General features: G+C 36.4%; 28 protein-coding genes. 20 read left to right on the top strand and 8 right to left on the bottom strand.

The features are described 5' to 3' along the window. On the top strand, positions 1-1,176 hold the full coding sequence (locus MKX67_RS06980) for an amidohydrolase (RefSeq protein ID WP_095370027.1): 1,176 nt from the start codon (positions 1-3) through the stop codon (positions 1,174-1,176). Positions 1,177-1,259: 83 nt separating this feature from the next. On the opposite strand, the gene MKX67_RS06985 is transcribed toward MKX67_RS06980, so the two are convergent. Both MKX67_RS06985 and putP read right to left on the bottom strand, forming a co-directional pair. Next, positions 1,260-2,540, bottom strand: a complete 1,281-nt coding sequence (locus MKX67_RS06985) for a helix-turn-helix domain-containing protein (RefSeq protein ID WP_342489072.1) — start codon at positions 2,538-2,540, stop codon at positions 1,260-1,262. Positions 2,541-2,677: 137 nt separating this feature from the next. Continuing rightward, complete coding sequence (gene putP, locus MKX67_RS06990) at positions 2,678-4,144, bottom strand: sodium/proline symporter PutP (RefSeq protein WP_095370025.1); 1,467 nt, start codon at positions 4,142-4,144, stop codon at positions 2,678-2,680. A gap of 397 nt (positions 4,145-4,541) precedes the next feature. Here putP and MKX67_RS06995 point away from each other — a divergent pair, with 397 nt between their 5' ends. The 8 genes from MKX67_RS06995 (at position 4,542) to MKX67_RS07030 (ending at position 10,650) form a co-directional block, all read left to right on the top strand. Beyond that, positions 4,542-5,690, top strand: coding sequence for an ABC transporter substrate-binding protein (locus tag MKX67_RS06995; protein WP_095370024.1), 1,149 nt, complete (start codon positions 4,542-4,544; stop codon positions 5,688-5,690). A gap of 30 nt (positions 5,691-5,720) precedes the next feature. Beyond that, positions 5,721-6,596 (top strand): branched-chain amino acid ABC transporter permease, encoded by an 876-nt coding sequence (locus MKX67_RS07000; RefSeq protein WP_095370023.1) that lies wholly within the window; start codon positions 5,721-5,723, stop codon positions 6,594-6,596. Positions 6,597-6,611: 15 nt separating this feature from the next. Continuing rightward, positions 6,612-7,601 carry a branched-chain amino acid ABC transporter permease gene (locus MKX67_RS07005; protein WP_342489073.1) on the top strand — a complete coding sequence of 330 codons (990 nt, stop codon included), beginning with the start codon at positions 6,612-6,614 and terminating at the stop codon, positions 7,599-7,601. Further along, positions 7,573-8,346 carry an ABC transporter ATP-binding protein gene (locus MKX67_RS07010; protein ID WP_095370021.1) on the top strand — a complete coding sequence of 258 codons (774 nt, stop codon included), beginning with the start codon at positions 7,573-7,575 and terminating at the stop codon, positions 8,344-8,346. The genes MKX67_RS07005 and MKX67_RS07010 overlap by 29 nt, the downstream gene beginning before the upstream one ends. Next, entirely contained in the window at positions 8,339-9,049 is a 711-nt protein-coding gene (locus tag MKX67_RS07015; protein WP_095370020.1) for an ABC transporter ATP-binding protein, read from the top strand. Before MKX67_RS07010 ends, MKX67_RS07015 begins: the two co-directional genes overlap by 8 nt. Positions 9,050-9,398: 349 nt before the next feature. Next, complete coding sequence (locus MKX67_RS07020; RefSeq protein WP_157733756.1) at positions 9,399-9,968, top strand: TetR/AcrR family transcriptional regulator; 570 nt, start codon at positions 9,399-9,401, stop codon at positions 9,966-9,968. 26 nt (positions 9,969-9,994) lie between these two features. Further along, positions 9,995-10,339 (top strand): multidrug efflux SMR transporter, encoded by a 345-nt coding sequence (locus MKX67_RS07025; RefSeq protein WP_095370018.1) that lies wholly within the window; start codon positions 9,995-9,997, stop codon positions 10,337-10,339. Then, positions 10,339-10,650 (top strand): multidrug efflux SMR transporter, encoded by a 312-nt coding sequence (locus MKX67_RS07030; protein WP_095370017.1) that lies wholly within the window; start codon positions 10,339-10,341, stop codon positions 10,648-10,650. The genes MKX67_RS07025 and MKX67_RS07030 overlap by 1 nt, the downstream gene beginning before the upstream one ends. 44 nt (positions 10,651-10,694) lie before the next feature. Here the strand turns inward: MKX67_RS07030 and MKX67_RS07035 are convergent, their stop codons facing one another. Continuing rightward, a complete protein-coding gene (locus tag MKX67_RS07035) occupies positions 10,695-11,531 on the bottom strand; it encodes a phytoene/squalene synthase family protein (protein ID WP_095370016.1) in 837 nt (278 codons plus the stop codon). 376 nt (positions 11,532-11,907) lie between these two features. On the opposite strand from MKX67_RS07035, the gene MKX67_RS07040 reads away from it, so the two are divergent. Both MKX67_RS07040 and MKX67_RS07045 read left to right on the top strand, forming a co-directional pair. After that, on the top strand, positions 11,908-13,638 hold the full coding sequence (locus MKX67_RS07040) for an ABC transporter ATP-binding protein (RefSeq protein ID WP_342489074.1): 1,731 nt from the start codon (positions 11,908-11,910) through the stop codon (positions 13,636-13,638). Between the two features lie 4 nt (positions 13,639-13,642). After that, complete coding sequence (locus MKX67_RS07045; RefSeq protein ID WP_095373495.1) at positions 13,643-15,448, top strand: ABC transporter ATP-binding protein; 1,806 nt, start codon at positions 13,643-13,645, stop codon at positions 15,446-15,448. 66 nt (positions 15,449-15,514) lie between these two features. On the opposite strand, the gene MKX67_RS07050 is transcribed toward MKX67_RS07045, so the two are convergent. Further along, positions 15,515-15,643 carry a YfhE family protein gene (locus MKX67_RS07050; RefSeq protein ID WP_095370014.1) on the bottom strand — a complete coding sequence of 43 codons (129 nt, stop codon included), beginning with the start codon at positions 15,641-15,643 and terminating at the stop codon, positions 15,515-15,517. Positions 15,644-15,884: 241 nt separating this feature from the next. Between MKX67_RS07050 and MKX67_RS07055 the strand changes: the two genes are divergently transcribed. From MKX67_RS07055 to MKX67_RS07065, 3 genes are all read left to right on the top strand, one after another. Then, positions 15,885-16,322: a hypothetical protein gene (locus MKX67_RS07055; protein WP_342489075.1), complete on the top strand. Its 438-nt coding sequence runs from the start codon at positions 15,885-15,887 to the stop codon at positions 16,320-16,322. A 4-nt stretch (positions 16,323-16,326) separates the two neighbouring features. After that, positions 16,327-16,593 carry a hypothetical protein gene (locus tag MKX67_RS07060; RefSeq protein WP_342489076.1) on the top strand — a complete coding sequence of 89 codons (267 nt, stop codon included), beginning with the start codon at positions 16,327-16,329 and terminating at the stop codon, positions 16,591-16,593. 231 nt (positions 16,594-16,824) lie between these two features. Beyond that, positions 16,825-16,959, top strand: a complete 135-nt coding sequence (locus MKX67_RS07065) for a hypothetical protein (RefSeq protein WP_267892247.1) — start codon at positions 16,825-16,827, stop codon at positions 16,957-16,959. A gap of 36 nt (positions 16,960-16,995) precedes the next feature. On the opposite strand, the gene MKX67_RS07070 is transcribed toward MKX67_RS07065, so the two are convergent. After that, a complete protein-coding gene (locus tag MKX67_RS07070; RefSeq protein ID WP_307317995.1) occupies positions 16,996-17,907 on the bottom strand; it encodes a TIGR01777 family oxidoreductase in 912 nt (303 codons plus the stop codon). 102 nt (positions 17,908-18,009) lie between these two features. On the opposite strand from MKX67_RS07070, the gene recX reads away from it, so the two are divergent. Beyond that, complete coding sequence (recX, locus tag MKX67_RS07075) at positions 18,010-18,819, top strand: recombination regulator RecX (protein WP_307317993.1); 810 nt, start codon at positions 18,010-18,012, stop codon at positions 18,817-18,819. Positions 18,820-18,834: 15 nt separating this feature from the next. Continuing rightward, positions 18,835-19,161 carry a YfhH family protein gene (locus tag MKX67_RS07080; protein WP_095370010.1) on the top strand — a complete coding sequence of 109 codons (327 nt, stop codon included), beginning with the start codon at positions 18,835-18,837 and terminating at the stop codon, positions 19,159-19,161. A 35-nt stretch (positions 19,162-19,196) separates the two neighbouring features. On the opposite strand, the gene MKX67_RS07085 is transcribed toward MKX67_RS07080, so the two are convergent. Together MKX67_RS07085 and MKX67_RS07090 are read right to left on the bottom strand one after the other, a co-directional pair. Then, on the bottom strand, positions 19,197-19,355 hold the full coding sequence (locus MKX67_RS07085) for a YpzG family protein (protein WP_095370009.1): 159 nt from the start codon (positions 19,353-19,355) through the stop codon (positions 19,197-19,199). Positions 19,356-19,374: 19 nt separating this feature from the next. Further along, on the bottom strand, positions 19,375-19,545 hold the full coding sequence (locus MKX67_RS07090; protein WP_095370008.1) for a small, acid-soluble spore protein K: 171 nt from the start codon (positions 19,543-19,545) through the stop codon (positions 19,375-19,377). Between the two features lie 121 nt (positions 19,546-19,666). Between MKX67_RS07090 and MKX67_RS07095 the strand changes: the two genes are divergently transcribed. After that, positions 19,667-19,936: a YfhJ family protein gene (locus MKX67_RS07095; protein WP_095370007.1), complete on the top strand. Its 270-nt coding sequence runs from the start codon at positions 19,667-19,669 to the stop codon at positions 19,934-19,936. 77 nt (positions 19,937-20,013) lie between these two features. Here MKX67_RS07095 and MKX67_RS07100 read toward each other — a convergent pair whose 3' ends face one another. After that, on the bottom strand, positions 20,014-20,994 hold the full coding sequence (locus MKX67_RS07100; RefSeq protein WP_095370006.1) for a metal-dependent hydrolase: 981 nt from the start codon (positions 20,992-20,994) through the stop codon (positions 20,014-20,016). An 86-nt stretch (positions 20,995-21,080) separates the two neighbouring features. Here MKX67_RS07100 and mutY point away from each other — a divergent pair, with 86 nt between their 5' ends. The 3 genes from mutY (at position 21,081) to MKX67_RS07115 (ending at position 23,256) form a co-directional block, all read left to right on the top strand. Then, the gene (mutY, locus tag MKX67_RS07105; protein WP_342489077.1) at positions 21,081-22,187 is read left to right on the top strand and encodes an A/G-specific adenine glycosylase; all 1,107 of its coding nucleotides are present in this window, start codon (positions 21,081-21,083) and stop codon (positions 22,185-22,187) included. A 75-nt stretch (positions 22,188-22,262) separates the two neighbouring features. After that, positions 22,263-23,015: an enoyl-[acyl-carrier-protein] reductase FabL gene (gene fabL, locus MKX67_RS07110; RefSeq protein WP_341054934.1), complete on the top strand. Its 753-nt coding sequence runs from the start codon at positions 22,263-22,265 to the stop codon at positions 23,013-23,015. An 85-nt stretch (positions 23,016-23,100) separates the two neighbouring features. After that, positions 23,101-23,256, top strand: coding sequence for a gamma-type small acid-soluble spore protein (locus MKX67_RS07115; protein WP_224935696.1), 156 nt, complete (start codon positions 23,101-23,103; stop codon positions 23,254-23,256). Positions 23,257-23,337: the final 81 nt, after the last annotated feature.

Below are 23,337 nucleotides of genomic sequence, written 5' to 3' on the forward strand. Positions count from 1 at the left end.
ATGAACAACTATATTAAAGAGGCAATACTTGCGAGAGCGAATGAAGTGATTCAATTAAGAAGAAAGCTTCATAGTGAGCCGGAATTATCATGGGAAGAAGTAAAAACAACAGAGTTTATTGCTAACTACTTGGAAGATTTACAAGTTCCATATCGGAGAATGAAACCGACTGGTATAGTTGCTGAAATTACTGGCGGTAAGCCTGGAAAAAAAGTAGCTTTAAGAGCGGATATTGATGCCCTACCTGTAGAAGAGCTAAATACAGAATTATCTTACGCATCACAAGTAGAAGGGAAAATGCATGCTTGTGGCCATGATGCACATACAGCCATGCTATTAGTAGCAGCGGATGTTTTAAATAGTATGAAGGAAGAATTAAGTGGAAGTGTTCGTCTTATTTTTCAACCAGCTGAAGAAGCAGCCAGAGGTGCACTAGCAATGGTCGAGCAAGGAGCAATGACAGAGGTTGATCATGTGTTTGGTATTCATATTTGGTCCCAAATGGAGACAAATAAAATTGCTTGTACCGCAGGACCTCAGTTTGCATCTGCTGATATTTTTCATGTAGCTTTTCAAGGCCAAGGGGGACATGGTGCAATTCCACATGATTGTATAGATGCAACAGTGATGGCTTCTTCCTTTGTGCTGAATTTGCAGTCGATTGTTTCAAGAACAATTGATCCACAGCAAGGAGCAGTTGTAACAGTAGGAAAGCTTGAGTCTGGAACTAGATTTAATGTCATTGCTGAAAATGCTAAACTTGAGGGAACCGTTCGTTGTTTTGAACCTGCAGTTAGAGATCACATAGAGGAGCAATTATCTCACTATGCAAATCATGTTGCTGGTCTATACGGTGGCAAGGCAGTGGTTGAGTATACGAGAGGGACCCAAGCAGTAATTAATCATGAGGAGAGTGCTGCGTTAGTCCAAGAGGTGGCAGTCGACTGTTTTGGCCCTGATGTCCTATTTGATGAAAAACCAACAATGGGTGGAGAAGATTTCAGTTTTTATCTGGATTACGCACCAGGCAGCTTTGCGCTTGTAGGAAGTGGAAATAAGGATAAGGATACCGAATGGGCACATCACCATGGTAGGTTTAATATAGATGAAGATGCTTTAGTAACGGGTGCAGAGCTATATGCACAATTTGCCTGGTCTTACTTATTGAAAGTTTAATAAGCTAGCTTCTGTAATCATAAGTAAATCTTAAATGACAATAAAGAAACCAATCATTCAATGATTGGTTTCTTCTTTTCCATTCATAAAGGATTATTATTGTTTAATCCTGAGTTTTGATGGTTGGCTATAATTGATTGTTTGCGCCTCAGTAATTGTAGATCTATAAATAATTGGCATCGTGTATTAAAGTCATCAAAATTAATCGTAGTTAATTGATGTATTTTCTTTAATCGGTACTTTAGCGTATTTTCATGAATGAACAATTCTTCTGCTGTAGGCTTGAGACGACAGTTATTGAGAAGGTAAGCTTCTAATGTATCAATATAATTCGTATGATTATTTTGATCCTTCGTCAATAAAATAACTAAATCTTCATTACTATAATTGGTTTGTTTATTATGTTGTTCAATGATAGCTAAATAGCGTAATGTTTTTAGTTTTCGATAATTGATTGGAAGAGACTGTTCCTTATTAAAAAACATAGCGGTTTGTAAAACCTCAAGAGCCTCTGTATAGCTTTGCCTTAATTTATAGATAGAAGAATACTTATTTCCAATCCCAACGACCAACGATGTATCTGCATATTGCAAACGTATTGACTGTACGAGGTGTTCTGCATTCTCTTCTAAAGAAACATCTTGTTGATCATGACTAGCAAGCAAAACAATCATTTCTAAGTGGTAGAAGAAAATATAGGCAGACTGAGTCATATTATTGACAGATAATCTTACCGTATTAATGATTTCTTCAAAGTTTTTATCATCGCCTTCTTCCACCTTAAATACAGCAACAATAAAAGCTTTAGGCAATGTAACCTTTGCTGAAGCTGCCTCTACCTTTAATTGATGTTTCGTTTGGAATGAGTCTTCGATGACTTTTTCATAAAAATAATGATCTTCTTCAACCTTACCATCTTTAGCGAGCTTGTCACGATTAAGCAAGAATGCGATATGAGAAGAAGCGGCATCCAGGAACGCTAACTCTTTTTCTTTTAACTTAGGTGCTGTTTCTTGTATCCATATATAACCGTAAATGTCATTTTGATAAATAGAGGAAACAACAACCCGTTTATTCAGTGAAATATCTTTCATTGCTTTTATACGAAAAGGTTTCTTATGCTTAGTTAACTGATCAACGATACCTTCATCTGTAAATCTTTCAAAGATTGAGATGGGCCATTGTTTATTAAAGATGGTTTGCTTATTCACTTCATCATAATCCTCGGTAAAATAAGAACTATAGGCAATTAAAGAAAACTGTGCATCTTCAATAACAACAGGTTTTTTAAGTTGGATACTAATCATTTCGGCTATTTCTTCTATATTGGTAGAGGATTCTATTCTATCTAATTGTAAATCCATGCTTTTATCCTCCTTACGATGGACATTCAAGTCACATACCCCATATTATATTAAAAAAGACCTATGAAAGCCAATAGTATAAAAAGAGCAAAAAAAAGACCTAGGCAACTCGCCTAGGTCTTTTCACTCTCTAGAAATTAAGATTTAATCACTCGTTGATATTCATCGAAATCTTCTTCCACTTTTTTAGGTGGTTTGCTCGTTAAAAGGCTAACCACAATTATAGCTAATAAGCTGATTAGGAATCCTGGAATTATTTCGTAAAGGGTATCAGATAAACCTGCTGCTGACCAAATGATGACTGTCGCAGTTCCGAAAATCATACCAGCTAGTGCACCCCAACTTGTCATACGCTTCCAATATAAACTAAGTAATACTAAAGGTCCAAATGCAGAACCAAATCCAGCCCATGCATAACCGACAAGATCTAAGATCGTAGAATTCTTTTCCCAAGAAAGATATAAAGCAATTACCGAGATAATTAAAACTGACAATCTACCGATAAATACCAACTCTTTATCAGTGGCCGATTTACGTAAGAAGGAATTATAAATATCTTCAGTAAGAGAGCTTGATGTTACTAATAATTGAGATGAGACAGTACTCATGATTGCTGCCAAAATCGCTGCAATAATAAACCCAGTAATTAATGGATGGAATAAAATCTCGCCTAATAGTATAAATACTGTTTCTGGATCATCGATTGAATATTGAGTATTATTGAAGAAACCAATCCCAACGAAGCCAATAAACATGGCACCAATAATACAAAATACCATCCAAATCATACCCATCCATGTTGCCTTTTTCACGTCTTTTACTGATTTAATAGCCATAAAACGAACAATGATATGAGGTTGACCAAAGTATCCAAGTCCCCATGCTAATAATGAGATGATCCCAAGAAATGAAGTTCCGCGAAAGACATCTAGTAGAGCAGGGTCAATTTCTTTTGCTGTATCAACAGCGACACCTAAGCCACCAATCTCAGTTAAGGCAACAATTGGTACTAATACTAAAGCGATAACCATAATTAAACCTTGAACTAAATCAGTTAAACTAACAGCAAGGAATCCTCCAAATAAAGTATAAGCAATTGTTACCCCTGCAATAATTAAGAGTCCAGTATGGTAATTAAGGCCGAAGATACTTTCAAATAAGACGCCACCAGAAACCATCCCGGATGATACATAAAATGTAAAGAATACTAAAATAACAACACCGGAAACCATTCGCAATATTTTGGCTTTTTCGCCAAAACGATTTTCTAAATATCCTGGAATAGTAATAGAGTCATTCGCAATTTCTGTGTACACACGTAATCGTGGTGCCACATAAATCCAGTTTAATAAGGCCCCAACTGTTAATCCTACAGCAATCCAGCCCGAACTTAACCCTGTGGCAAACATAGCACCAGGAAGACCCATTACAAGCCAGCCACTCATATCTGAGGCTCCAGCACTAAGTGCAGTTGTTAATGGTCCTAAATCTCGTCCACCTAGCATATAATCATTTAAATTAGATGTTCTTTTATAGGAGTAATACCCTATATAAAGCATACCTAGCATATAAATTGCTATAGATATTATAATTCCTGTTTCCATTCTTTTTCTCCTTCCACATTCCAATACAATTTTTTCTAGTTTAATAATTAACATTCCAAAAAAAGAGGGAATTTATTTATATAGAAAAGACAATAAAAAAAAGACGTACAAATAGGGCTTCTCCCTCAAAATTTTTTTAGAAAGTCAATTATAGTAACTACCCAAATGCTCACCTTATTAATCATATATTTTTATATGAGCTATATCAATATATTTTCAACACAATGATATGGTCATTCTTTTGTCCCATATAGACAAAAGAAGATAATATTTAGTATATTAATGGATTTGTGTACTGAATTTTTAAAATATTTTATTTACAATGCAATATATTTATATTTTAATAGTAATATAGTTTTGAAAAATGAATTAATTTCTCGGGGGGGGGGCAAGGAAAATGAGAGGTTTAATGAAAAAATTAGTAGGATTTACAGCGCTTTCAAGTGTGCTTTTTTTAACCGCATGTGGAGGCGGCGGTAATGAAGAATCAAGTGGTACTGAAGGAGGAGAGGTTTCAGCAGACGTTGGAGTGGTCTCCTTTTTAACTGGATCAGGTGCTGCATACGGTGAAGCTATACAAGGTGGTTTAAAGTTAGCTCAGGAAGAAATAAATGCAAAAGGTGATGTGAAAATCAATCTAATCTTTGAAGATTCAGCAGGTAAGCAAGACCAAGCCTTAACTGCTGCTCAAAAATTAATTAACTCAGATAATGTAACAGCAATTATTGGTCCGACACTTAGTACAGAAATGAATGTCGTTGGACCAGAAGCAGACTTAAGTGGTGTGCCGATTATCGGAACGTCTACAACTGCTGAGGGGATCCCTCAGATTGGCGATTATGTTTTCCGTAATTCTATTCCTGAAGCGTTGGCTATTCCTGCATCAATGCAACAAGCAATAGACAAATATGATGTGAAGAAAGTGGCTATTCTTTACGGGAATGATGATGTGTTTACAAAGTCTGGTTATGACACGATGAAGAAAACAGCTGAAGAAATGGGACTTGAAGTCTTAACGACAGAAACGTTCCAAAAAGGTCAATCGGATTATAATGCCCAATTAACGAAGATTAAAAATTTGAATCCCGATTTAATTCTTGCTTCAGCGCTTTATAACGAAGGGGCAGTCATTATGGACCAAGCACGGAAAATGGGGATTGATGTTCCGTTTGTTGGTGGTAACGGATTCAATTCTCCGGAAGTTATCAATATTGCCGGTGAGTCTTCAAATGGGTTGATAGTAGCAACACCATGGTATAGCGAAAAAGAAGATGAAAAGGTACAGGAATTTGTGACGAAATTTGAAGAGGAACATGGTCATGTTCCAGATCAATTCGCTGCTCAAGCCTATGACGCATTATACATTCTAGCAGATGCACTTAAAAATGCCGGAAGTTCAGATCGTGATGCTGTAAGAGATGCATTAGCAAAAACAAAGGATTTTGAAGGAATTCTCGGCAATTTCTCTTTTGACGAAGAGGGCGATGTATTAATGGACCCTACGGTGTTAGTTATTGAAGGAGAAAAATTCGTTGAATTTAAGTAAGAAGAAAAATGTGTTAGAAGGTGAGACACCGTGTTAATAGAACAATTAATTAATGGACTAACATTGGGCAGCATTTATGCAATTGTTGCCCTTGGATTTACTTTAGTATTTGGCGTTTTAGGTATTATCAATATGGCACATGGCGAGATCTTTATGTTTGGAGCATTTATTGGAGTAATGATTACATCTACATTAAATGCGCCTTTATGGGTTGCTTTTCTGGGTGCAATCATCATTACGGCTATTATGGGTTACTTATTAGAGAGGTTTGCTTTAAGACCGTTAAGGCATAAACAAGGTGTATCACATCTAGCCCCACTAATAAGTACAATAGGTGTTTCTATTCTTTTAGAGAACTTATCACACCATCTTTTTGGTGCAGGGAATCATCCATTTAGAACAAGCTTTGCTGAAATCAGTTTTCAAATAGGATCAATCACCGTTTATTTAGTACAAATCGTTATTTTCGTCATTTCTATCGTGTTAATGCTCGTATTAACATTTTGGTTAGGTAAAACAAGAGCTGGAAAGGCATTAAGAGCCACGGCAGAAAATTTAGAAACGGCGAGTCTATTAGGTGTGGATACGAAAAAAACCATCCTGATGACAGTAATCATTGCTTCAGCCATGGGTGGAATAGCTGGTATATTGGTCGGAATGGCTTTTAACTCAGTAACGCCGCAGATGGGTCTATCAATGGGCTTAAAAGGTTTAGCGATTATCATTCTTGGCGGAATGGGCAGTGTGAGAGGAGCCATGTTCGGTGGCCTCATTTTAGGATTAGCGGAAACCTTCATCGTTGTATACGGAGATTCAGGCTATCGAGATGCTATTGCATTCTTAGCTATTATTATTATTCTTCTCATTCGGCCTCAAGGGTTGTTTGGCCAGAAAATTTCAACGTAAGAAGGTGAACGCAGGATGCTAGCAGAATTAATTAATCCGTACTATTTACAAGTAGGTTGCTTTATTTTAATTAATATTATTTTAGGTATCAGTGTATATATAACACTATCAACAGGACAGTTATCATTGGCGAATGCTGGTTTCATGGGAATTGGCGCTTATACATCAGCACTATTAACGATTCATTTTGAGTTGCCTATTATCATCGGTATTATCATCGGTATTATCATCGGTGCATTAGTTGCCGCTTTATGTGGAGTACTTATTGGTATTCCAACATTAAGGCTTCAGGGTGTTTATTTAGCCATTGTAACCTTAGGTTTTGGAGAAGTTATTCGTGTGATTTTTGTCAATTGGGAAAGCGTAACGAATGGCTCAGTAGGTATATCAGGAATCCCTCATATAGGAAGAGAAATACTGAAAACATTACAAGGATTTGGTTTTCAACCGAGCTCTATTGGATTACAAAATAATCAATTTATATTTTTAAGTATTTTTATCCTTCTGTTATTAATTACCATTTTTGTGATTTGGTTTTTCAGAAGACAGCACCAATCAAGAGTGGGAAGAGCTTTTGCTGCTATCAAATTAGATGAAAAAGCTGCGGAATCAATGGGAATCAATATCACTTATTATAAGGTTTTAGCCTTTGCACAAGGTGCACTTGTTGCCGGTTTTGCCGGGGCAATGTATGCTCATATACTTGCTTATATTAGCCCTGCCGATTTTGCCTATCATCGTGCGGTTGAAATTTTAATCTTTGTTGTGTTCGGTGGTAGTGAAGTGATTTGGGGTCCAATATTCGGAGCATTCTTCTTAACATTAATGCCTGAGGTGCTAAGGTTTATTAGCGAGTATCGTTATATGATTTATGGACTGATTATCATTATTATGATGGCTGTCCGCCCACAAGGACTTATCGATGTGCCATTATTGAAGGCTTTAAGTAAAAAGGGTAGAAAAAGGGGGCAGAAGCATGGTACTGGAAATCACAAAAGTATGTAAAAATTTTGGTGGATTAAGTGCTTTGACTGATGTTACCTTCTCAATAAATGAGGGAGAAATATTTGGTTTAATAGGCCCTAATGGTGCCGGTAAAACAACGATGTTCAATTTGATTACGTCTATGTTTACACCAACTTCAGGACAAATTACTTTTAAAGATGAAGATATTACAACGATGAAATCACATAACATTACCGAAAAAGGGATATGCCGAACGTTTCAAAATATCCGTTTATTCCCTGAAATGTCGGCCCTTGAAAATGTCATGGTCGGGCAGCATTCCCGCACTCGCTCAGGTGTGTTAAAAAGCGTCTTTCGTACAGCTTCACAAAAGAAAGAAGAAGCAAAAATAAAAGGTATAGCAGAAGAACTTTTAGACTTTGTCGGATTATCTACTTTTTCTGATGTTACTTCAGAAAATCTCGCCTATGGACAACAAAGGCGGCTCGAGATTGCACGTGCACTTGCTAGTGAGCCAAAAGTACTCCTGCTTGATGAACCGGCAGCTGGTATGAATGAGACTGAAACAAGCGACCTGTTTGATTTAATTAAGAAGATTCAACAGAAGGGCATAACGGTTTTAATTATTGAACATGATATGCCACTTGTGATGAAATTATGTGATCGCATAGCTGTATTAAACTTTGGCAAGAAGATAGCAGAAGGTACTCCGATTGAGATACAGAACCACCCAGAAGTAATTGAAGCTTATCTCGGTAAGGAGGAGGAAGATCAATATGCTTGAAGTTAGTGGTATTCATGCCGGTTATGGGAAAATTCAAGTGTTAAAAGATGTATCGCTAGAAGTGGAAGAAGGAACGATTGTCACCATCTTAGGGGCAAATGGCGCTGGGAAATCAACCACAATGAAAAGTGTATCCGGATTATTAAAACCTTCGGCAGGGAAGATCTCTTTCCTTGGTGAAGATGTAACGGGGTTACGCCCTGATCAGCTCTTAAGAAAGGGTATTGCCCTCGTTCCTGAGGGGAGACAGATTCTTGCAGGCATGACAGTGCTAGAGAATTTAGAAATGGGTGCTTATCATAGGAAGGATACGGAGATAGACTCAGATTTAAATAAAATGCTCGAGCGCTTTCCTATTTTGAAGGAACGAGAAAAGCAGCTTGGGGGAACATTATCTGGTGGTCAACAGCAGATGCTTGCAATTGCTCGTGCGATTATGAGTAGGCCGAAATTGTTGCTATTAGATGAGCCTTCAATGGGATTGGCTCCACTTGTTGTTGCCGATATTTTTAAAATCATTAAAGAGATTAATCAATCAGGAACGACTGTATTGTTAGTAGAACAAAATGCGAGACAAGCTCTGAAAATCTCAGATAAAGGTTATGTGCTTGAAACTGGAAAAATGGTTGCAAGTGGTAATGCAACAGAGTTATTAAGTGATGCGCGTATTATGGAAGCGTATCTTGGAAAGAAATCAAGTTAAACTAATGTAGTTCAACTTAGCATATAATCACATCCGAAGACTAGAGGAGATCGTTTAAAAAACGGTCCCTCTGGTCTTTTTATTTTGTGAATTTGTCTCAGTTTGATATTTGTAGTGATTATTGTCAATTTATAAAAACAAGTGACAATAAATTGGAAGCGAGATGAAAAAGGAAATTTGGAGATAATGAGAAGGTGGGGCTTCATAGGGGTTTGAGGAATTGATCAATTTCTGTAAGGCAAGATGGGCAATAATTGAAAGTGAAGTAACCAAATGTCATTATTGACTTTCATATTATCCTGTGAAATAATCTACCTAACGGTCGTTAGTTGAAGGGGTGTGATAATTGGTGAGTGCAGAACTTATTCGTGATGTTGCGCTAGTCCATTTCGCAGATAAGGGATATGAGGGAGCATCTTTACAGGATATAGCCACAGATGTAGGTATTAAGAAACCGTCGATATATGCTCATTTTAAAGGAAAAGATGACTTATTTTTACATGTTGCAAACTATGTGTTTCAGCAGGAAAAGCGGAAGATGATTACCTTATTTGCTTCGAGGAAAGATCATTCATTAGAAGAGAATTTAGTTTATTTTTTTGATTGGATTGTCGAGGAAAACAAGCATAACGAGCATGCAAAATTCTTACTGAGGGTGTCTTACTTCCCTCCAGCGAAACTTTATAATGAGTTAATGCGAATAGTCAATCCATTCTTTGCAGATATGGAACGGTTGTTAGCAAAATATATGAGGAAACACTCGAGTGAAGAAAATGACCAAAAGAAGTATCTAAAGGAAGCACTTGCTTATATTACGATTGTTGATGGTGCGGTTATTGATCTTATTTTTAATGGAGAAGACAGCTATTACAGAAGAGTTCGTGCTATCTGGCCGATATACTTTAAAGGCGTACAATGATAAACAACTAGAAAGAAGGGGTATAGATGACTAGGCATTGGTTACTTGTATTTTTAGCAGGCGTGTTAGAGGTTGGTTGGGTTTCAGGATTAAAATATGCTCAAAACACACTGGAATGGATTGCTACTGGAATTATAATTACATTAAGTTTTATAATATTAATTCTTGCTACGAAGCATTTACCAGTAGGAACTGTTTATGCAGTATTTGCTGGTTTAGGTACGGCGGGTACAGTAATAGTAGAAATGGTCGTTTTCGGGGAGCCATTTAAATTGATGAAAGTACTATTAATTATTATGCTTCTAGCAGGTGTGGTCGGGTTGAAGTTATTATCTGACCGTGCACCGGTTGAGAAAGGAGGATCTCAATAATGTACTGGATTGCCTTAGTTGTTGCAGGGTGCTTTGAGGTTCTCGGTGTATACCATTTGAAGAAAGTAGCTGATAAGCAATGGAAATCTATTATTTTCCTTGCTTTATCATTTGCGATCAGTTTTTCTTTACTTTCATTTGCAATGACGGATATTGCTATGGGTACTGCTTACGCTATCTGGACAGGAATAGGTACCGTTGGAGCAGCGATAGTAGGAATGGTCGTTTTTAATGAACCGAGAGAATGGAAAAGACTTGTTTGTATTGCGCTTATCTTAGGCGCAGCAATTGGATTAAAATTAATCTCCTAGATGTGAAAATAAAAGGCAGCGAAGTTTACAGTCGCTGCCTTTTATTATGATGTTTTCTTTATTACTTTATTAACAGTTTCATTTACTTCATCACGAGTCATTTTTTCTCGACCGTCTACTAACGCTTTTAATGTTCCATGGGCAAGTGAAAGTGGTATTTGACAGAAATTCACGATTGTCTCTGTCTCGATACTCGCTACGTATTCGTCAGCTCGAGATAGATTTTTATGCGCATAATCAAACATATCGTCTAGGCTATAACTATCTGGGAAAAAGCTTACACCGCGTTCTGCATCTTCTTTATAATTTCTTAAAATGTTAACAGCTTGAAGTCCACGACCGAAACCAATTCCAAGCTCTTTATCAGCTTCAGTTCCGTCATACCATTTCCATATGTCGGTTAACATCACACCAACTAATCCAGCAACTGTATACGTATATTGATCAAGGTCCGCTTCTGATTGTATTTGCCAATCTTTATCAACCCAATCACCCATCCCAGATGCCATGATTGCAGTTGACTCAACTACTTTTACTCTAATTTCATCTGGACAGAAAGAAATCCAATCATATAGGCGAAGAGTAACTTCTGGTAATTCGTTTTCAAATGGCTTGAACATCTTAATAAAGGTTTCTTTATTGTATTGAGCGGATTGAAGGACGTCACCGATATTATGCAATAGTTTGCTTTTTAAAGCTGGTTCCAAATCAGGATGATCTTCAATTTCATCAATTGCGCGCATACAAAGGTAAGCAGATGCAACGGTTTCTCGTAACTCTGTTACTAATAAGCTGATTGGAATGAAAAAAGTACGGCTTGTCTCCCTTAATGTTTCAATAACATCATTATGTAATTGTTGGTCGTGATTCGTATTTTTCACCTTTTATCGCATCCTTTAGTTTTATAATTATAAGTAAGTTACTTTTTTAACCATTTTGAGAATACAATACACATGACATGATGCATGTTAGTATATGGATTACAAAGAAAATTTAGTCGTATAGTTAAAAAATCCCTTATGATTGAATAATAGGTTAAATGCTTAGTAAGCATTGAAAAATGTTCAAGGTAAGTATGCTAAATTGTGTTAAAAACGAAGAACAACTTTTGAAAAAGTCAATGTTCTCTACCTCTAAAAATTTTAACATAACATTAAAGAAATAAAAATCAGAATGAATTATTTAAAAATTATGTAAAAAGGTATATGATAGTTCATATCTATTTAGTTAAACGAAGTATTAGTTTGGGGGAAAGCTATGACAAAGATACTCAAATTTATTAAACCTTATCGAGTCGCGGCATATATTGCATTAATACTTATGCTTATTGAGTTATCAGTTGAATTGCTTCAACCATTATTAATCGGCAAAATTATTGATGAAGGTATTCTAAATAATGATATGAGTGTGGTCCTTTATTGGGGAGGTATGATGCTCCTACTATCATTAATTGCCTTCTTCTCAGGGATTACAAACTCATATTATGCAGCCTTCGTTGGACAAAATTTAGGATTTAGTATTCGAAAGAAACTAATGAAAAAGGTGCAATCTTTTTCATTCACCAACTTTAATACCTTTCCTCACGCATCCTTGATTACAAGAATGACTAATGATGTGACACAAGTGCAAAATATCGTGTTTATGGGCTTAAGAATTATGTTAAGGGCTCCTTTACTCATTATAGGTAGTCTTATATTAGCTGTCCTAGTGAATTGGCAGTTAGCGCTTATTTTTCTAATTACCATACCGGTTGTAGTGATCTTCCTTGTTATTGTGATGACTAAAGGCGGTAAGATGTTTAGGTCTGTTCAACAAAAACTGGATACAGTCAATAATGTCATGCAGGAAAGTTTAATAGGATTAAGGTTGATTAAAGCGTATAACCGCAGAACTCATGAAGTAAAAAAGTTTATGAATGTAAGTAATAACTTAAAGGAACAAACAGCAAGCGCTCTAAGATTGATGGAAGCAGCTATGCCTGCATTACTATTCATAATGAATGTTTGTATTATCTTTATTTTATGGATCGGTAGAGAACAATTGCAAGCGACAAATATAGAAGTGGGGGAAGTCGTTTCAATTATTAATTATGCTACGAGAATGACTACTGCCTTTTCAATGTTTTCATTCATCATTATGGCTTTTTCGAGAGCGCGTGCTTCATCTGAACGGATTGTTGAAGTACTTGAGGCGAAGATTGATTTAGAAGATGAAGAAGATGGCAAAAGCCTTGAGCAGTTAAAAGGAGCGGTTACATTTGAGCATGTCTCATTTAGGTACCCAGGGATGTCTACATATGTCTTAAAAGATATTAGTTTTCATATTCGTCCAGGAGAAACTGTCGCTATATTGGGTAGTACAGGTGCTGGTAAAAGTTCTATTCTACAACTTATTCCTAGATTATATGATCCTACTGAAGGTGCAGTTTATGTGGATGGTATGAATCTGAAAGATGTTAAAATGGATGATTTACGAAAGAGAATTGGTTTTACCCCTCAAGAGTCCATCTTATTTAGTGGTACAGTGGAAGAAAACTTAGCATGGGGTAAATCAGACGCGACTTTATCTGAAATGAAAGCGGCGGCACAAGACGCGCAAATACATGAAACCATTACTGATTTAAAAGATGGCTATGAAACAAAATTAGGACAAAAAGGATTTAATCTATCAGGAGGTCAAAAGCAAAGATTATCGGTTGCTCGTGCTTTAATTAGAAAGCCTAATATTCTCATATTGGATGATAGTACGAGTGCTTTGGATTTACAAACAGAGTCCAAAGTATTGGATGCGATTGATAAATATAAATGTACTTTATTCATTGTCACACAAAAATTAAGTACGGCCAAGAGAGCGGATAAAATTATGCTTATAGATGATGGAAAAATCATTGAAGAGGGAACACATGATCAATTGATGAATACGTCTACTCTTTATAGAGAAATAGCGTATTCTCAGTCAGAACAGGGGGCTATGAATAGTGTTTACTAAAATAATGGCCCCATTCAAACAACCAAAGATACATAATCAAATAAATAACGATAGGAACAAAAAGCAACGTAAGCCCAATGACTTCAGTGCTGTCATTAAAAGAATTTGGTCTTACCTTGCAATCTATAAAATACGGCTATTATTACTCTTTTTTATGATTGTCATTAGTTCAGCGATGTCTTTACTTGGTCCCTTTTTAGTAGGAATAACAATAGATACTTTTATAGAAGAAAATGAAGCGGTTGTTTTCGTTTGGTTATTACTAGGGTTACTTGTAACTTATATCGTTCAATCATTGTCACTATGGCTACAAAACTATTGGATGATCGGTGTGTCTCAAGACACTGTATTTAATATGCGCGCAGATTTATTCCGACAAATACACCGCTTACCTGTAGCTTTTTTTGACAAAAGACAACTTGGGGAATTGATGAGTAGGATTACAAATGATATTGAAAATGTTAGTGCGACTTTAAATAGTTCAATTATCCAAATCATATCTAGCGTTTTCACACTCGTTGGTACGATTGCAGTCATGTTATGGTTGAGTCCGTTGCTAACAATTCTGACTCTTTTAATCATACCGATGATGTTCTATGGAATGAAATGGATTACGAAGCGAACAAGTATGTTGTTTAAAGAGCAGCAAAAAAACTTAGGAGAAATGAATGGCTATATTGAGGAATCTATTTCTGGGCAGAAATTAATCAAAATGTTTTCACAAGAAGAGAAAGTGATGGATGATTTTTTGCATAAAGCAGAAAACCTAAGAATTTCTGGATTTTGGGCACAAACATTCTCAGGGTTTATTCCTAAGTTGATGCATTTATTGAATAATTTCAGCTTTGCCGTCATTGCTGCGATTGGCGGAATACTTGCATTAAACGGTGGAGTGAGCATTGGTACAATAGTTGTTTTTACAGAGTATTCTCGACAGTTTACAAGACCACTCAATGATTTAGCCAATCAATTTAATACGTTATTATCTGCCATTGCTGGAGCTGAAAGAGTTTTTGAGCTGATTGATGAAAAAGATGAATTAACGAGTGAAAAAGATAAGCAGATGCTTGAAAATGTAAATGGTGAGGTTATTTTTGATAACGTATCGTTTACTTACGGGGAAGACAGAGAAATACTTTCTCATATATATCTTGAAGCCCGTCCTGGTGAGACTGTTGCTCTAGTAGGTCCAACAGGCGCAGGTAAAACAACCATAATTCAACTTATTAGTCGTTTCTATGAAGTGAGTAAAGGGAGAATATTATTAGATGATCGTGATATCTCCACAATACATAAAGAGAGCTTACGATCATATATGGGCTTTGTTCTGCAAGATTCCTTTCTTTTTCAAGGGACCGTCAAGGATAATATCCGCTATAGTCATCTTGAGGCAACGGATGAGGATGTTATACAAGCTGCAATGAAGGCAAATGCTCATTCATTTATTATGAAATTACCACAGCAGTATGACACGACTTTGAGTTTTAATGGCAGCGGGATTAGTCAAGGACAGAAACAATTAATTAGTATCGCCCGTGCTTTTTTGGCACAACCAAAAATTTTAATTTTAGACGAAGCTACGAGTAATATTGATACGGTTACAGAGGTGAAGATTCAACAAGCATTACAAAAGTTGATGATTAATCGAACATGTTTTGTCATTGCCCACCGGTTAAATACTATTCAAAATGCGGATAGAATCTACGTATTAAAAGATGGAAAAATAATAGAAGAGGGTACACATCAATCATTGCTGAAAGAAAAAGGTTTCTATCATCAATTGCAAAATAGTAAAGAAAGAAGTGGTTAATTAAAGATGCCAGTACATCAACCTTGTGTTTGATGTACTGGCATCTTTTTTGATGAGAAAATAAATCTAATGTCTTTGCTGAAGGGGGTTTTTGGCTGCACGATCAGCACGTTTAAATTCTTTTGCATATGTAACTTCTTGCATGCTTGAAAGACCACTAAAGCTCCGTTCTTTCCTCTTTTTATCATTTGCCATAACATTCACCCTTTCTTATTAGTAGTAAACTTTATTAGATTGCCCTATTTTCACGAGTACCATACGATTGAAGTAAGAGATGAGGAAGTAAATAGAGAATAAAGTGTTCGAGAAGGGGAGAGAATCGCGAAAGTGTTGGCTTTTTAGAAGGGAAAGAAACTGAGAGTGTCGCAAGAGGAAGAATAGCCTTCCTGTCGTCCTTAGAGGAGAAAAAGGAGAACTGCAGACAAGCCGTGTATATGTGCAAAATGCAGTAAGAAAAGGGGGAGAACTGCGCGCAAACAGAAGATACGCGCAAAATGCAGCAAGAAAAGGGAGGGAATTGCGCGCAAAAAGTGGATACGCGCAAAAGACAGAAAGAAAAGGAAGAGAACTGCGCGTAAACAGAAGATACGCGCAAAAGGCAGTAAGAGAAGGAAAAGAACTGCGCGTAAATCGTATATACGCGCAAAAGGCAGAAAGAAAAGGGAGAGAACTGCGCGCAAAACGTGGATACGCGCAAAAGGCAGCAAGAGAAGGGAGAGAACTGCGCGCAAAACGTGGATACGCGCAAAAGGCAGAAAGAAAAGGGAGAGAACTGCGCGCAAACAGTATATACGCGCAAAAGACAGGAAGAAAAAGGAGGGAATTGCGCGCAAAACGAAGATACGCGCAAAAGGCAGCAAGAAAAGGGAGATAGCTGCGTGCAAAACGTGGATACGCGCAAAAAGGCAGCAAGAAAAGGAAGAGAACTGCGCGCAAAACGAAGATACGCGCAAAAGGCAGCAAGAAAAGGAAGAGAACTGCGCGCAAACAGAAGATACGCGCAAAAGGCAGTAAGAGAAGGAAAAGAACTGCGCGTAAATCGTATATACGCGCAAAAGACAGCAAGAAAAGGAAAAGAACTGCGCGCAAACAGAAGATACGCGCAAAAGGCAGAAAGAAAAAGGAAGAGGACTATACCTAAATAGATTTTAAATCCAAAAACACAAAAAATCGCGAAAAAGCAGTTTTGTATTAATTTCCATAGGAGTACAAACAATCAAAAAGTACTTTGCTAGCTTGAAATTTATACAGAAATTCACGAGAGTGAGGAAATAGGAGAAATCACCGTCCTCAGAAAAGAATCATGCCCCAGATCGTCCTAGGGAAGAATTTCTTCCCCGAAAAAGTTCAATTAACTTAACGGAGAAGCACGGCGAATGGATAAACGACCATTCTTAGTAGAAAAGTGGTTAAAAGAAAAAATCAGAGCAAAAAAAGTGAAAGAAATGGTCTATTTACGTAAACAAAAGATGCGTGACCACTCAAAAGAATCACTTATCTTCTGTATTTAATCAACAGAGTGTATTTGTGACATCAAAATATAAAAGCTACTTCTGATAAATATCTTCTAATGCTTCTTTTAAATGAGTAAAATGAAAAGGGTAATCATGACTCAGAAGCTTATTTGGTGTAACTTTTTGCCCTTCAGTTACGAGCTTACTCATTTCACCAAGGATAGCTTTTACTGCAAATGAAGGGACAGGTAGCCAATGTGGTTTATGGAGCACAGTGCTTAATGTATGGCCAAACTCATTCATGGTTACTGGGTTTGGAGCAGTAAAATTGACGGGACCTTCTATTGATTCATGTTCAATCATATAAACGATTGCGGAGATAACGTCATTAATATGAATCCAAGAAAGCCATTGATTACCACTACCAATTCTACCTCCAGCAAAGAGTTTATATGGAAGGGCCATCTTAGGTAACGCCCCTGCATTTTTATCGAGAATGATGCCAAAACGACAACATATCGTGCGTATATTCCAATCTTTTTCGGCAGTTTTTGCTATATCCTCCCAGTTTTTAACGACAGTACTTAAAAAATCCTCACCAGAATAAGGACTTGCCTCGTCAAATGTACGCTTTTCTGATGTGCCATAATAGCCAACAGCACTTGCATTAATAAGGGTGTATGGCTTTTCGTTTAGATGATCGATTAGGCGTATTACCTCATTTGTAGCATGCATTCGACTATGGTATATTCGTCTTTTTCTTTCTTCAGTCCAACGACCACTGTTGATTGATTCCCCAGCTAAATTAATGAGGACATCTATTCCTTCTAGCATTTCTTCTGGTTCATCCCCTTCATTTAACCATTGAACAAAGTGGAGACCTTGTTTTTCTTGCTTCTTTCCTTTATTTCTTGTAAGTATATAAACTTGGTGATTTTCTTGTAATAATTGGTCAGTTAGTTTTTGTCCAATAAAGCCCGTTCCGCCTGTTAAAGCAATTTTCATGTTGACCCCTCCGCAAAAATTCTCTTCTATTTCTAAATGAATTCAATGAAAAGTGGATTAAAACCTGTTTTTTTTGTGGTAAAGTTAAAGTGAGGTGAGGATATGCCTACAATTACTAAAATTACGATTCAAAAGAAAAATAAAGATCGCTACAATATCTATACCGACAGTGAGCATGGAGAGACGTATGCCTTCAGTGTGGATGAAGATGTGTTAATTAAATATAATATGAAAAAAGGGAAAGAGATTGATTCCTTACTCATCGGAGAAATTCAATTCCAAGATGAGATTAGAAAGGCGTACAATACGGCCATCCATTATCTTTCTAGTAGAATGCGTTCTGAATCTGAAGTTCGTACACATTTAATCAAGAAAGAGTATGCTGTTGAGTTGATAGATGAAGTGATCCATAAATTATATCAATACCAATTCTTGAATGATGAAGAATTCGCTATTGCATTTGTGAGAACCCAAAAGAATACGACAGATAAAGGTCCAAATATAATTAGACATGAATTGAAAGATAAAGGTATAGCTGAAAAAATCATACAAGATGTTATAGAACTATACCCAAAGGAAGAGCAAGTTGAAACAGCCATTTCTCTTTGTCAGAAATATACGCTTAAATATAAAAAAGATTCCTCAAGAATGATGCAACAAAAAATAGAGCAAATGTTAACGAGAAAAGGCTTCAGTTATGATATGATTCAGTTGGCACTTGAAGAAATACAATTAGATAAAGACGATGATGAGGAGATGGGAGCTCTGAAACGTCAAGCTGAAAAAATAAGTAGAAAATATAATCATGAAGAACCATTCATCTATGAGCAAAAGTTAAAGCAAGCGTTATTTCGAAAAGGGTTTCCTTTGCATTTAATTGATGCCTATTTAAAAGAAAATAAAGATGTATGAGGAGGTCTTTTTACTATGCAAGAAAAAAGGTATAGCCAATTGAGCGAATATGAGCTAAAACAAGAAATTGCTCAATTAAGAGAAAAATCTAGAAAAGCTGAGCAATTAGGAATGGTTAATGAATTCGCTGTACTGGAAAGAAAAACAGTGATGGCTAAGTCGTATTTGCTCAATCCCGATGACTTTATTACAAATGAAATATATGAAATAGAGGGAGATCCAGGCTCTTACTTTAAAATTGATTATATGAATGGCGTTTTTGCTTGGGGTTATCGCTTATCTGGAGATCAAGAGCAAGAAGCTTTACCGATTGCAATGCTCGGCAAGTTGAAAAATCTTTAAAAAGAGGATGACGTATTTATCATCCTCTTTCAGTGTTAAGGGGTTTTTTGTAAAGTTCGCTTGAGCTTAATAAGATTTTGCGTTTGTTGTGTCTCTCCATTTACTTGGTAATGTGCCTTTTTCGGATTGAAATGTCCGGATGCAAACGGACTGTTAAATTCGTTTTCACCAAAGATTTCTTTTTTGTTTACCATGTAAATTAACCCCCTAAGTTTAAAAATCAGTTGTATTGCTATTGCGATTTGATGATGCCTTCATCCGTTCCTGTGGCTGTGTTTGTATCGTTCCATCTGCTCTTTTGGAAGCAAACTCAGCTTTGGCACGTGGTTCACCGTCAAACTTATTGTGGTTCTGATTAGGGAAATGAGCGGCTTTATTACGCATCGTTTTTGCCTCATTTCTAAAAATATTTGCGAAGCGTCATTTATTCAACTTCGCCTATTCATTAGTATAAGCAAATACGTATTTCACACACGGAAAAAATAATTTGGAAGTAGGGTAAAAGATGAATGAATTTCAAAATAAACTTCTTAATCGTTTATTGGAAATAAATGATCAATTGTCTGTTCACATTGCCAGAACATGGATTGAATTGCTTTGGGAGGATTTTGAAGCGACCTATGCGAAGGCAGGAAAAAAATATCAGGGTGAAGAGATGACTGCTAAAGTAGTCAGCCAATGGATTGAAAATCATGGGGCTAAATTACATGAGTTTATCGCAAAAAATCCAAAATATAAGCATTTACTTGAGGAAGATAAAAATAAAATGAATTAAGCCATAAAAGAGAGCTCCCCCGTTCGTTAATAGGAGCTAATGGGGGAGCTTATTTGTTGTGTTTGCACATTTACTGTTTAATTTGTAATAATATCTAATTTCTTCTTCAATTTCTCCTCACTAAATATCCAGCCCGTATATGAGTTGATGATCGTTAAATCCTTGTCTAAATGGGCAACAGCAACAAATGGATAATATTCATTGCTACGATATCTTAAATCGATAAATCTAATTTCTACAATGTTTTCGATTGTCTCAATTTCCCATCTATATACTGGAGAAAAGGAAAGAAAGGCAGAGATATTCTTATCTTTCGTTGCTGCGTTAAAAATCGGTGTTTTTGGTATAGGTACACGCTTAAACTGATCAACAATACGAACTTGACCTCTAAGGGCGCGTCCAACAAAAAAGCTATCTTTATTTTTTATAGCAATTCTCCATTGGTTGTATTTCATAGTTGGTGATATAATGATTTCTGTTGCGTCAGGGATGAGCTTTTGAACTTTCGCTTCAACGGATTTCTTTGCAAAATAACGTAAAATATAATAAATAAATAAAATACAATAAATAACTAGGAATGTATATCCTGGGTCCATTCCGAATATCCACAGAAACAAGCCAAAGACGTGCATGGCAAAAATAAACGGATCAAATGTATTGATCATACCTAATGCTACCCATCTCGATGAAAATGGCCTTAAAGCTTGTGTGCCATAAGCATTAAAAATATCGACAAATACATGTAAAAATACAGCTATAAAGGTCCATAACCAAAGGTGAAAAAGATTTGTTTCGGGAAAAAATAAATAAATAACACCTGTTATTAGTAATGGCCATAGTATCACCGCTGGAATGCTATGAGTAACACCCCGATGATTTCTTATATATGAAGCATTATTTTTTAATTTTAATATGGTATCGATATCTGGTATTTGTGATCCAATTATTGTACCGACCATTACACTTGCTGCTGTTATTGAACTATTGGCAACAACGGGGTCAAGTGTTGCAAGTCCTCCGAGCGCCAGTCCCATGACTACGTGAGTTCCGGTATCCAAAAGAGGAATTCCTCCTTTTTGTTTTTAATATTTTATTTAGTATATTCCCTAATTAACATAGTTTCAAATCATGGAGGTTAAAAAAAATGAACAATTCTCAACTAAAAGATAATCCTATAGATATTTATGCATTTCAACAGGATTTATTATCTTGGTTTGAAAAAGAGCAGAGAGACCTACCATGGAGAAAGGATAAAGATCCATATAAAGTATGGGTGTCTGAAATCATGCTCCAACAAACAAGAGTCGACACCGTTATCCCGTACTTTTTACGTTTTATGGAGGCGTTTCCTACAGTGAAAGATCTTGCAGAAGCGGAAGAAGAAAAGGTGCTGAAACTTTGGGAAGGTCTTGGTTATTATTCTAGGGCAAGAAATTTACAATCTGCAGTCAGAGAAGTACAGGAACAGTATGACGGAGTAGTACCTAACAATATTAAGGATATTTCTGCATTAAAAGGTGTTGGCCCTTACACTGCTGGTGCGATATTAAGTATTGCCTATGGCGAGCCAGAACCTGCAGTTGATGGCAACGTGATGCGTGTTCTTTCACGTATTCTCATGATCGAGGATGATATCGCTAAAGCTTCAGCGAGAAAAATATTTGAAGCAGCGGTAAGAGAGTTAATTTCTCATGACAACCCATCGTATTTTAATCAAGCTTTAATGGAGTTAGGTGCGCTTATATGTACGCCAACTTCCCCATCTTGCTTATTATGCCCAGTGAGGGATCATTGTCATGCTTTTTATGAAGGTAAGCAAGCGGAATTACCTGTAAAAACTAAAAAGGTGAAAAAAAAGCATGTTCAGATTGCTTCCGCCATTCTCTCTAATAGTAAGGGGCAGTTATTAATCCGCAAAAGGCCAAATAAAGGATTATTAGCTAATTTATGGGAGTTTCCTAATGAAGAAATTCATCTTCAAATCGATTCAGATAAACAGCAACTCCAAAATCAATTATCTAAGTCATACGATACGCATTTGAAAATTAATCAGCGTATTGGTCAAATCGATCATGTGTTCACGCATCTTACATGGCATATCAATTTGTATGAAGGGGAAATTCATTCAGTAACCGAAACAGAAAATGTAAAGTTAGTATCCTTAGAAGACATAAAAAAATATCCATTTCCCGTCTCCCATCAAAAAATGTTCAAGCAGTACATGCAGTATAAGGGGATAATGGATGAATGAGATTGTCAATCATAACACAACAAGATAAAATGGGTACGATGGAAGAATTGAACATTGAAAGGAGCAAGTTTTTAGATGAATGAAGGAAAAGTTGCACTAATTACAGGAAGTAGCAGAGGCATTGGCAGAGCTACTGCATTGAGACTTGCACATGAGGGTTATGATATTGTTTTAAACTATGCTCGTAGTCGTTCACAAGCGGAAGAAGTCGCTCGGGAGATCGAATCATTAGGAAGAAAAGTATTAACAATTAAAGCAAATGTCGGCGATAATGAAAAAATAAAATCAATGTTTGCGCAAATAGATGAAACGTTTGGCCGTTTAGATGTTTTCATTAGTAATGCTGCATCAGGCGTACAAAGACCTATCATGGAACTAGAGGAAACTCATTGGAATTGGACAATGAATATTAATAGTAAAGCGTTGTTATTTTGTGCGAAAGAAGCAGCTAAGTTAATGGAGAAAAATGGCGGTGGAAAGATTGTCAGCATTAGCTCACTAGGTTCTATTCGCTACTTGGAAAATTATACTGTAGTCGGTGTTTCTAAAGCTGCTGTTGAGGCTTTAACAAGATATTTAGCTGTTGAATTAGCACCGAAAAATATATGTGTAAATGCCGTATCAGGTGGAGCAGTGGATACAGAGGCATTAAAACATTTTCCGAATAGAGAAGAGTTATTAGCTGAAGCAAGTGAAAAAACGCCAGCAGGTAGAATGGTCTCTATTGATGATATGGTCAACTCGGTCATGTTTTTAGTATCTGATGATGCTAGCATGATTCGTGGACAAACGATAATAGTGGATGGTGGCATCTCATTATTGGTTTGATGTAATATTCGGAATATAATTACTTCGAAAAAAATGGATAATTCCTCTCGCTCTGGTTAAATTAATGAGCGTGGAGGTGATTAGGATGGCTAAAAAGCAAAATCAACAACAACAAAACCAACAACAATATAATCAAGAATTTGCGAGTGAAACAAACGCTCAAGAAGTAAGACAACAAAATCAACAAGCTGAAGCTAATAAGCAAAAAGCGAAAAACCAAAACAACCAAAATCAACAATAGTTCTTCATTAAAAGGCGCTCCTTTTTTTCAAAAGGGGTGCTTTTTTATATTTAGTCTTCTTTTATTTCGACAAAAGTTCTA

The organism is Cytobacillus sp. FSL W7-1323 (assembly GCF_038595015.1).
In the GTDB taxonomy this organism is placed as follows: Bacteria; Bacillota; Bacilli; order Bacillales; family Cytobacillaceae; genus Cytobacillus; species Cytobacillus kochii.

Bases quoted from the DNA above. Each gene is read 5' to 3' on its own strand.
- MKX67_RS07065 (WP_267892247.1), top strand. From the start codon at position 16,825: ATGGATAAACGACCATTCTTAGTAGAAAAGTGGTTAAAAGAAAAAATC.
- MKX67_RS07005 (WP_342489073.1), top strand. From the start codon at position 6,612: ATGCTAGCAGAATTAATTAATCCGTACTATTTACAAGTAGGTTGCTTT.
- MKX67_RS07050 (WP_095370014.1), bottom strand. From the start codon at position 15,643: ATGGCAAATGATAAAAAGAGGAAAGAACGGAGCTTTAGTGGTCTTTCA.
- MKX67_RS07025 (WP_095370018.1), top strand. From the start codon at position 9,995: ATGACTAGGCATTGGTTACTTGTATTTTTAGCAGGCGTGTTAGAGGTT.
- mutY (WP_342489077.1), top strand. From the start codon at position 21,081: ATGAACAATTCTCAACTAAAAGATAATCCTATAGATATTTATGCATTT.
- MKX67_RS07015 (WP_095370020.1), top strand. From the start codon at position 8,339: ATGCTTGAAGTTAGTGGTATTCATGCCGGTTATGGGAAAATTCAAGTG.
- MKX67_RS07080 (WP_095370010.1), top strand. From the start codon at position 18,835: ATGCAAGAAAAAAGGTATAGCCAATTGAGCGAATATGAGCTAAAACAA.
- MKX67_RS07085 (WP_095370009.1), bottom strand. From the start codon at position 19,355: ATGGTAAACAAAAAAGAAATCTTTGGTGAAAACGAATTTAACAGTCCG.
- fabL (WP_341054934.1), top strand. From the start codon at position 22,263: ATGAATGAAGGAAAAGTTGCACTAATTACAGGAAGTAGCAGAGGCATT.
- putP (WP_095370025.1), bottom strand. From the start codon at position 4,144: ATGGAAACAGGAATTATAATATCTATAGCAATTTATATGCTAGGTATG.
- MKX67_RS07115 (WP_224935696.1), top strand. From the start codon at position 23,101: ATGGCTAAAAAGCAAAATCAACAACAACAAAACCAACAACAATATAAT.
- MKX67_RS07090 (WP_095370008.1), bottom strand. From the start codon at position 19,545: ATGCGTAATAAAGCCGCTCATTTCCCTAATCAGAACCACAATAAGTTT.
- MKX67_RS07045 (WP_095373495.1), top strand. From the start codon at position 13,643: ATGGCCCCATTCAAACAACCAAAGATACATAATCAAATAAATAACGAT.
- MKX67_RS07030 (WP_095370017.1), top strand. From the start codon at position 10,339: ATGTACTGGATTGCCTTAGTTGTTGCAGGGTGCTTTGAGGTTCTCGGT.
- MKX67_RS06995 (WP_095370024.1), top strand. From the start codon at position 4,542: ATGAGAGGTTTAATGAAAAAATTAGTAGGATTTACAGCGCTTTCAAGT.
- MKX67_RS07010 (WP_095370021.1), top strand. From the start codon at position 7,573: ATGGTACTGGAAATCACAAAAGTATGTAAAAATTTTGGTGGATTAAGT.
- MKX67_RS07095 (WP_095370007.1), top strand. From the start codon at position 19,667: ATGAATGAATTTCAAAATAAACTTCTTAATCGTTTATTGGAAATAAAT.
- MKX67_RS06985 (WP_342489072.1), bottom strand. From the start codon at position 2,540: ATGGATTTACAATTAGATAGAATAGAATCCTCTACCAATATAGAAGAA.
- recX (WP_307317993.1), top strand. From the start codon at position 18,010: ATGCCTACAATTACTAAAATTACGATTCAAAAGAAAAATAAAGATCGC.
- MKX67_RS07040 (WP_342489074.1), top strand. From the start codon at position 11,908: ATGACAAAGATACTCAAATTTATTAAACCTTATCGAGTCGCGGCATAT.
- MKX67_RS07070 (WP_307317995.1), bottom strand. From the start codon at position 17,907: ATGAAAATTGCTTTAACAGGCGGAACGGGCTTTATTGGACAAAAACTA.
- MKX67_RS06980 (WP_095370027.1), top strand. From the start codon at position 1: ATGAACAACTATATTAAAGAGGCAATACTTGCGAGAGCGAATGAAGTG.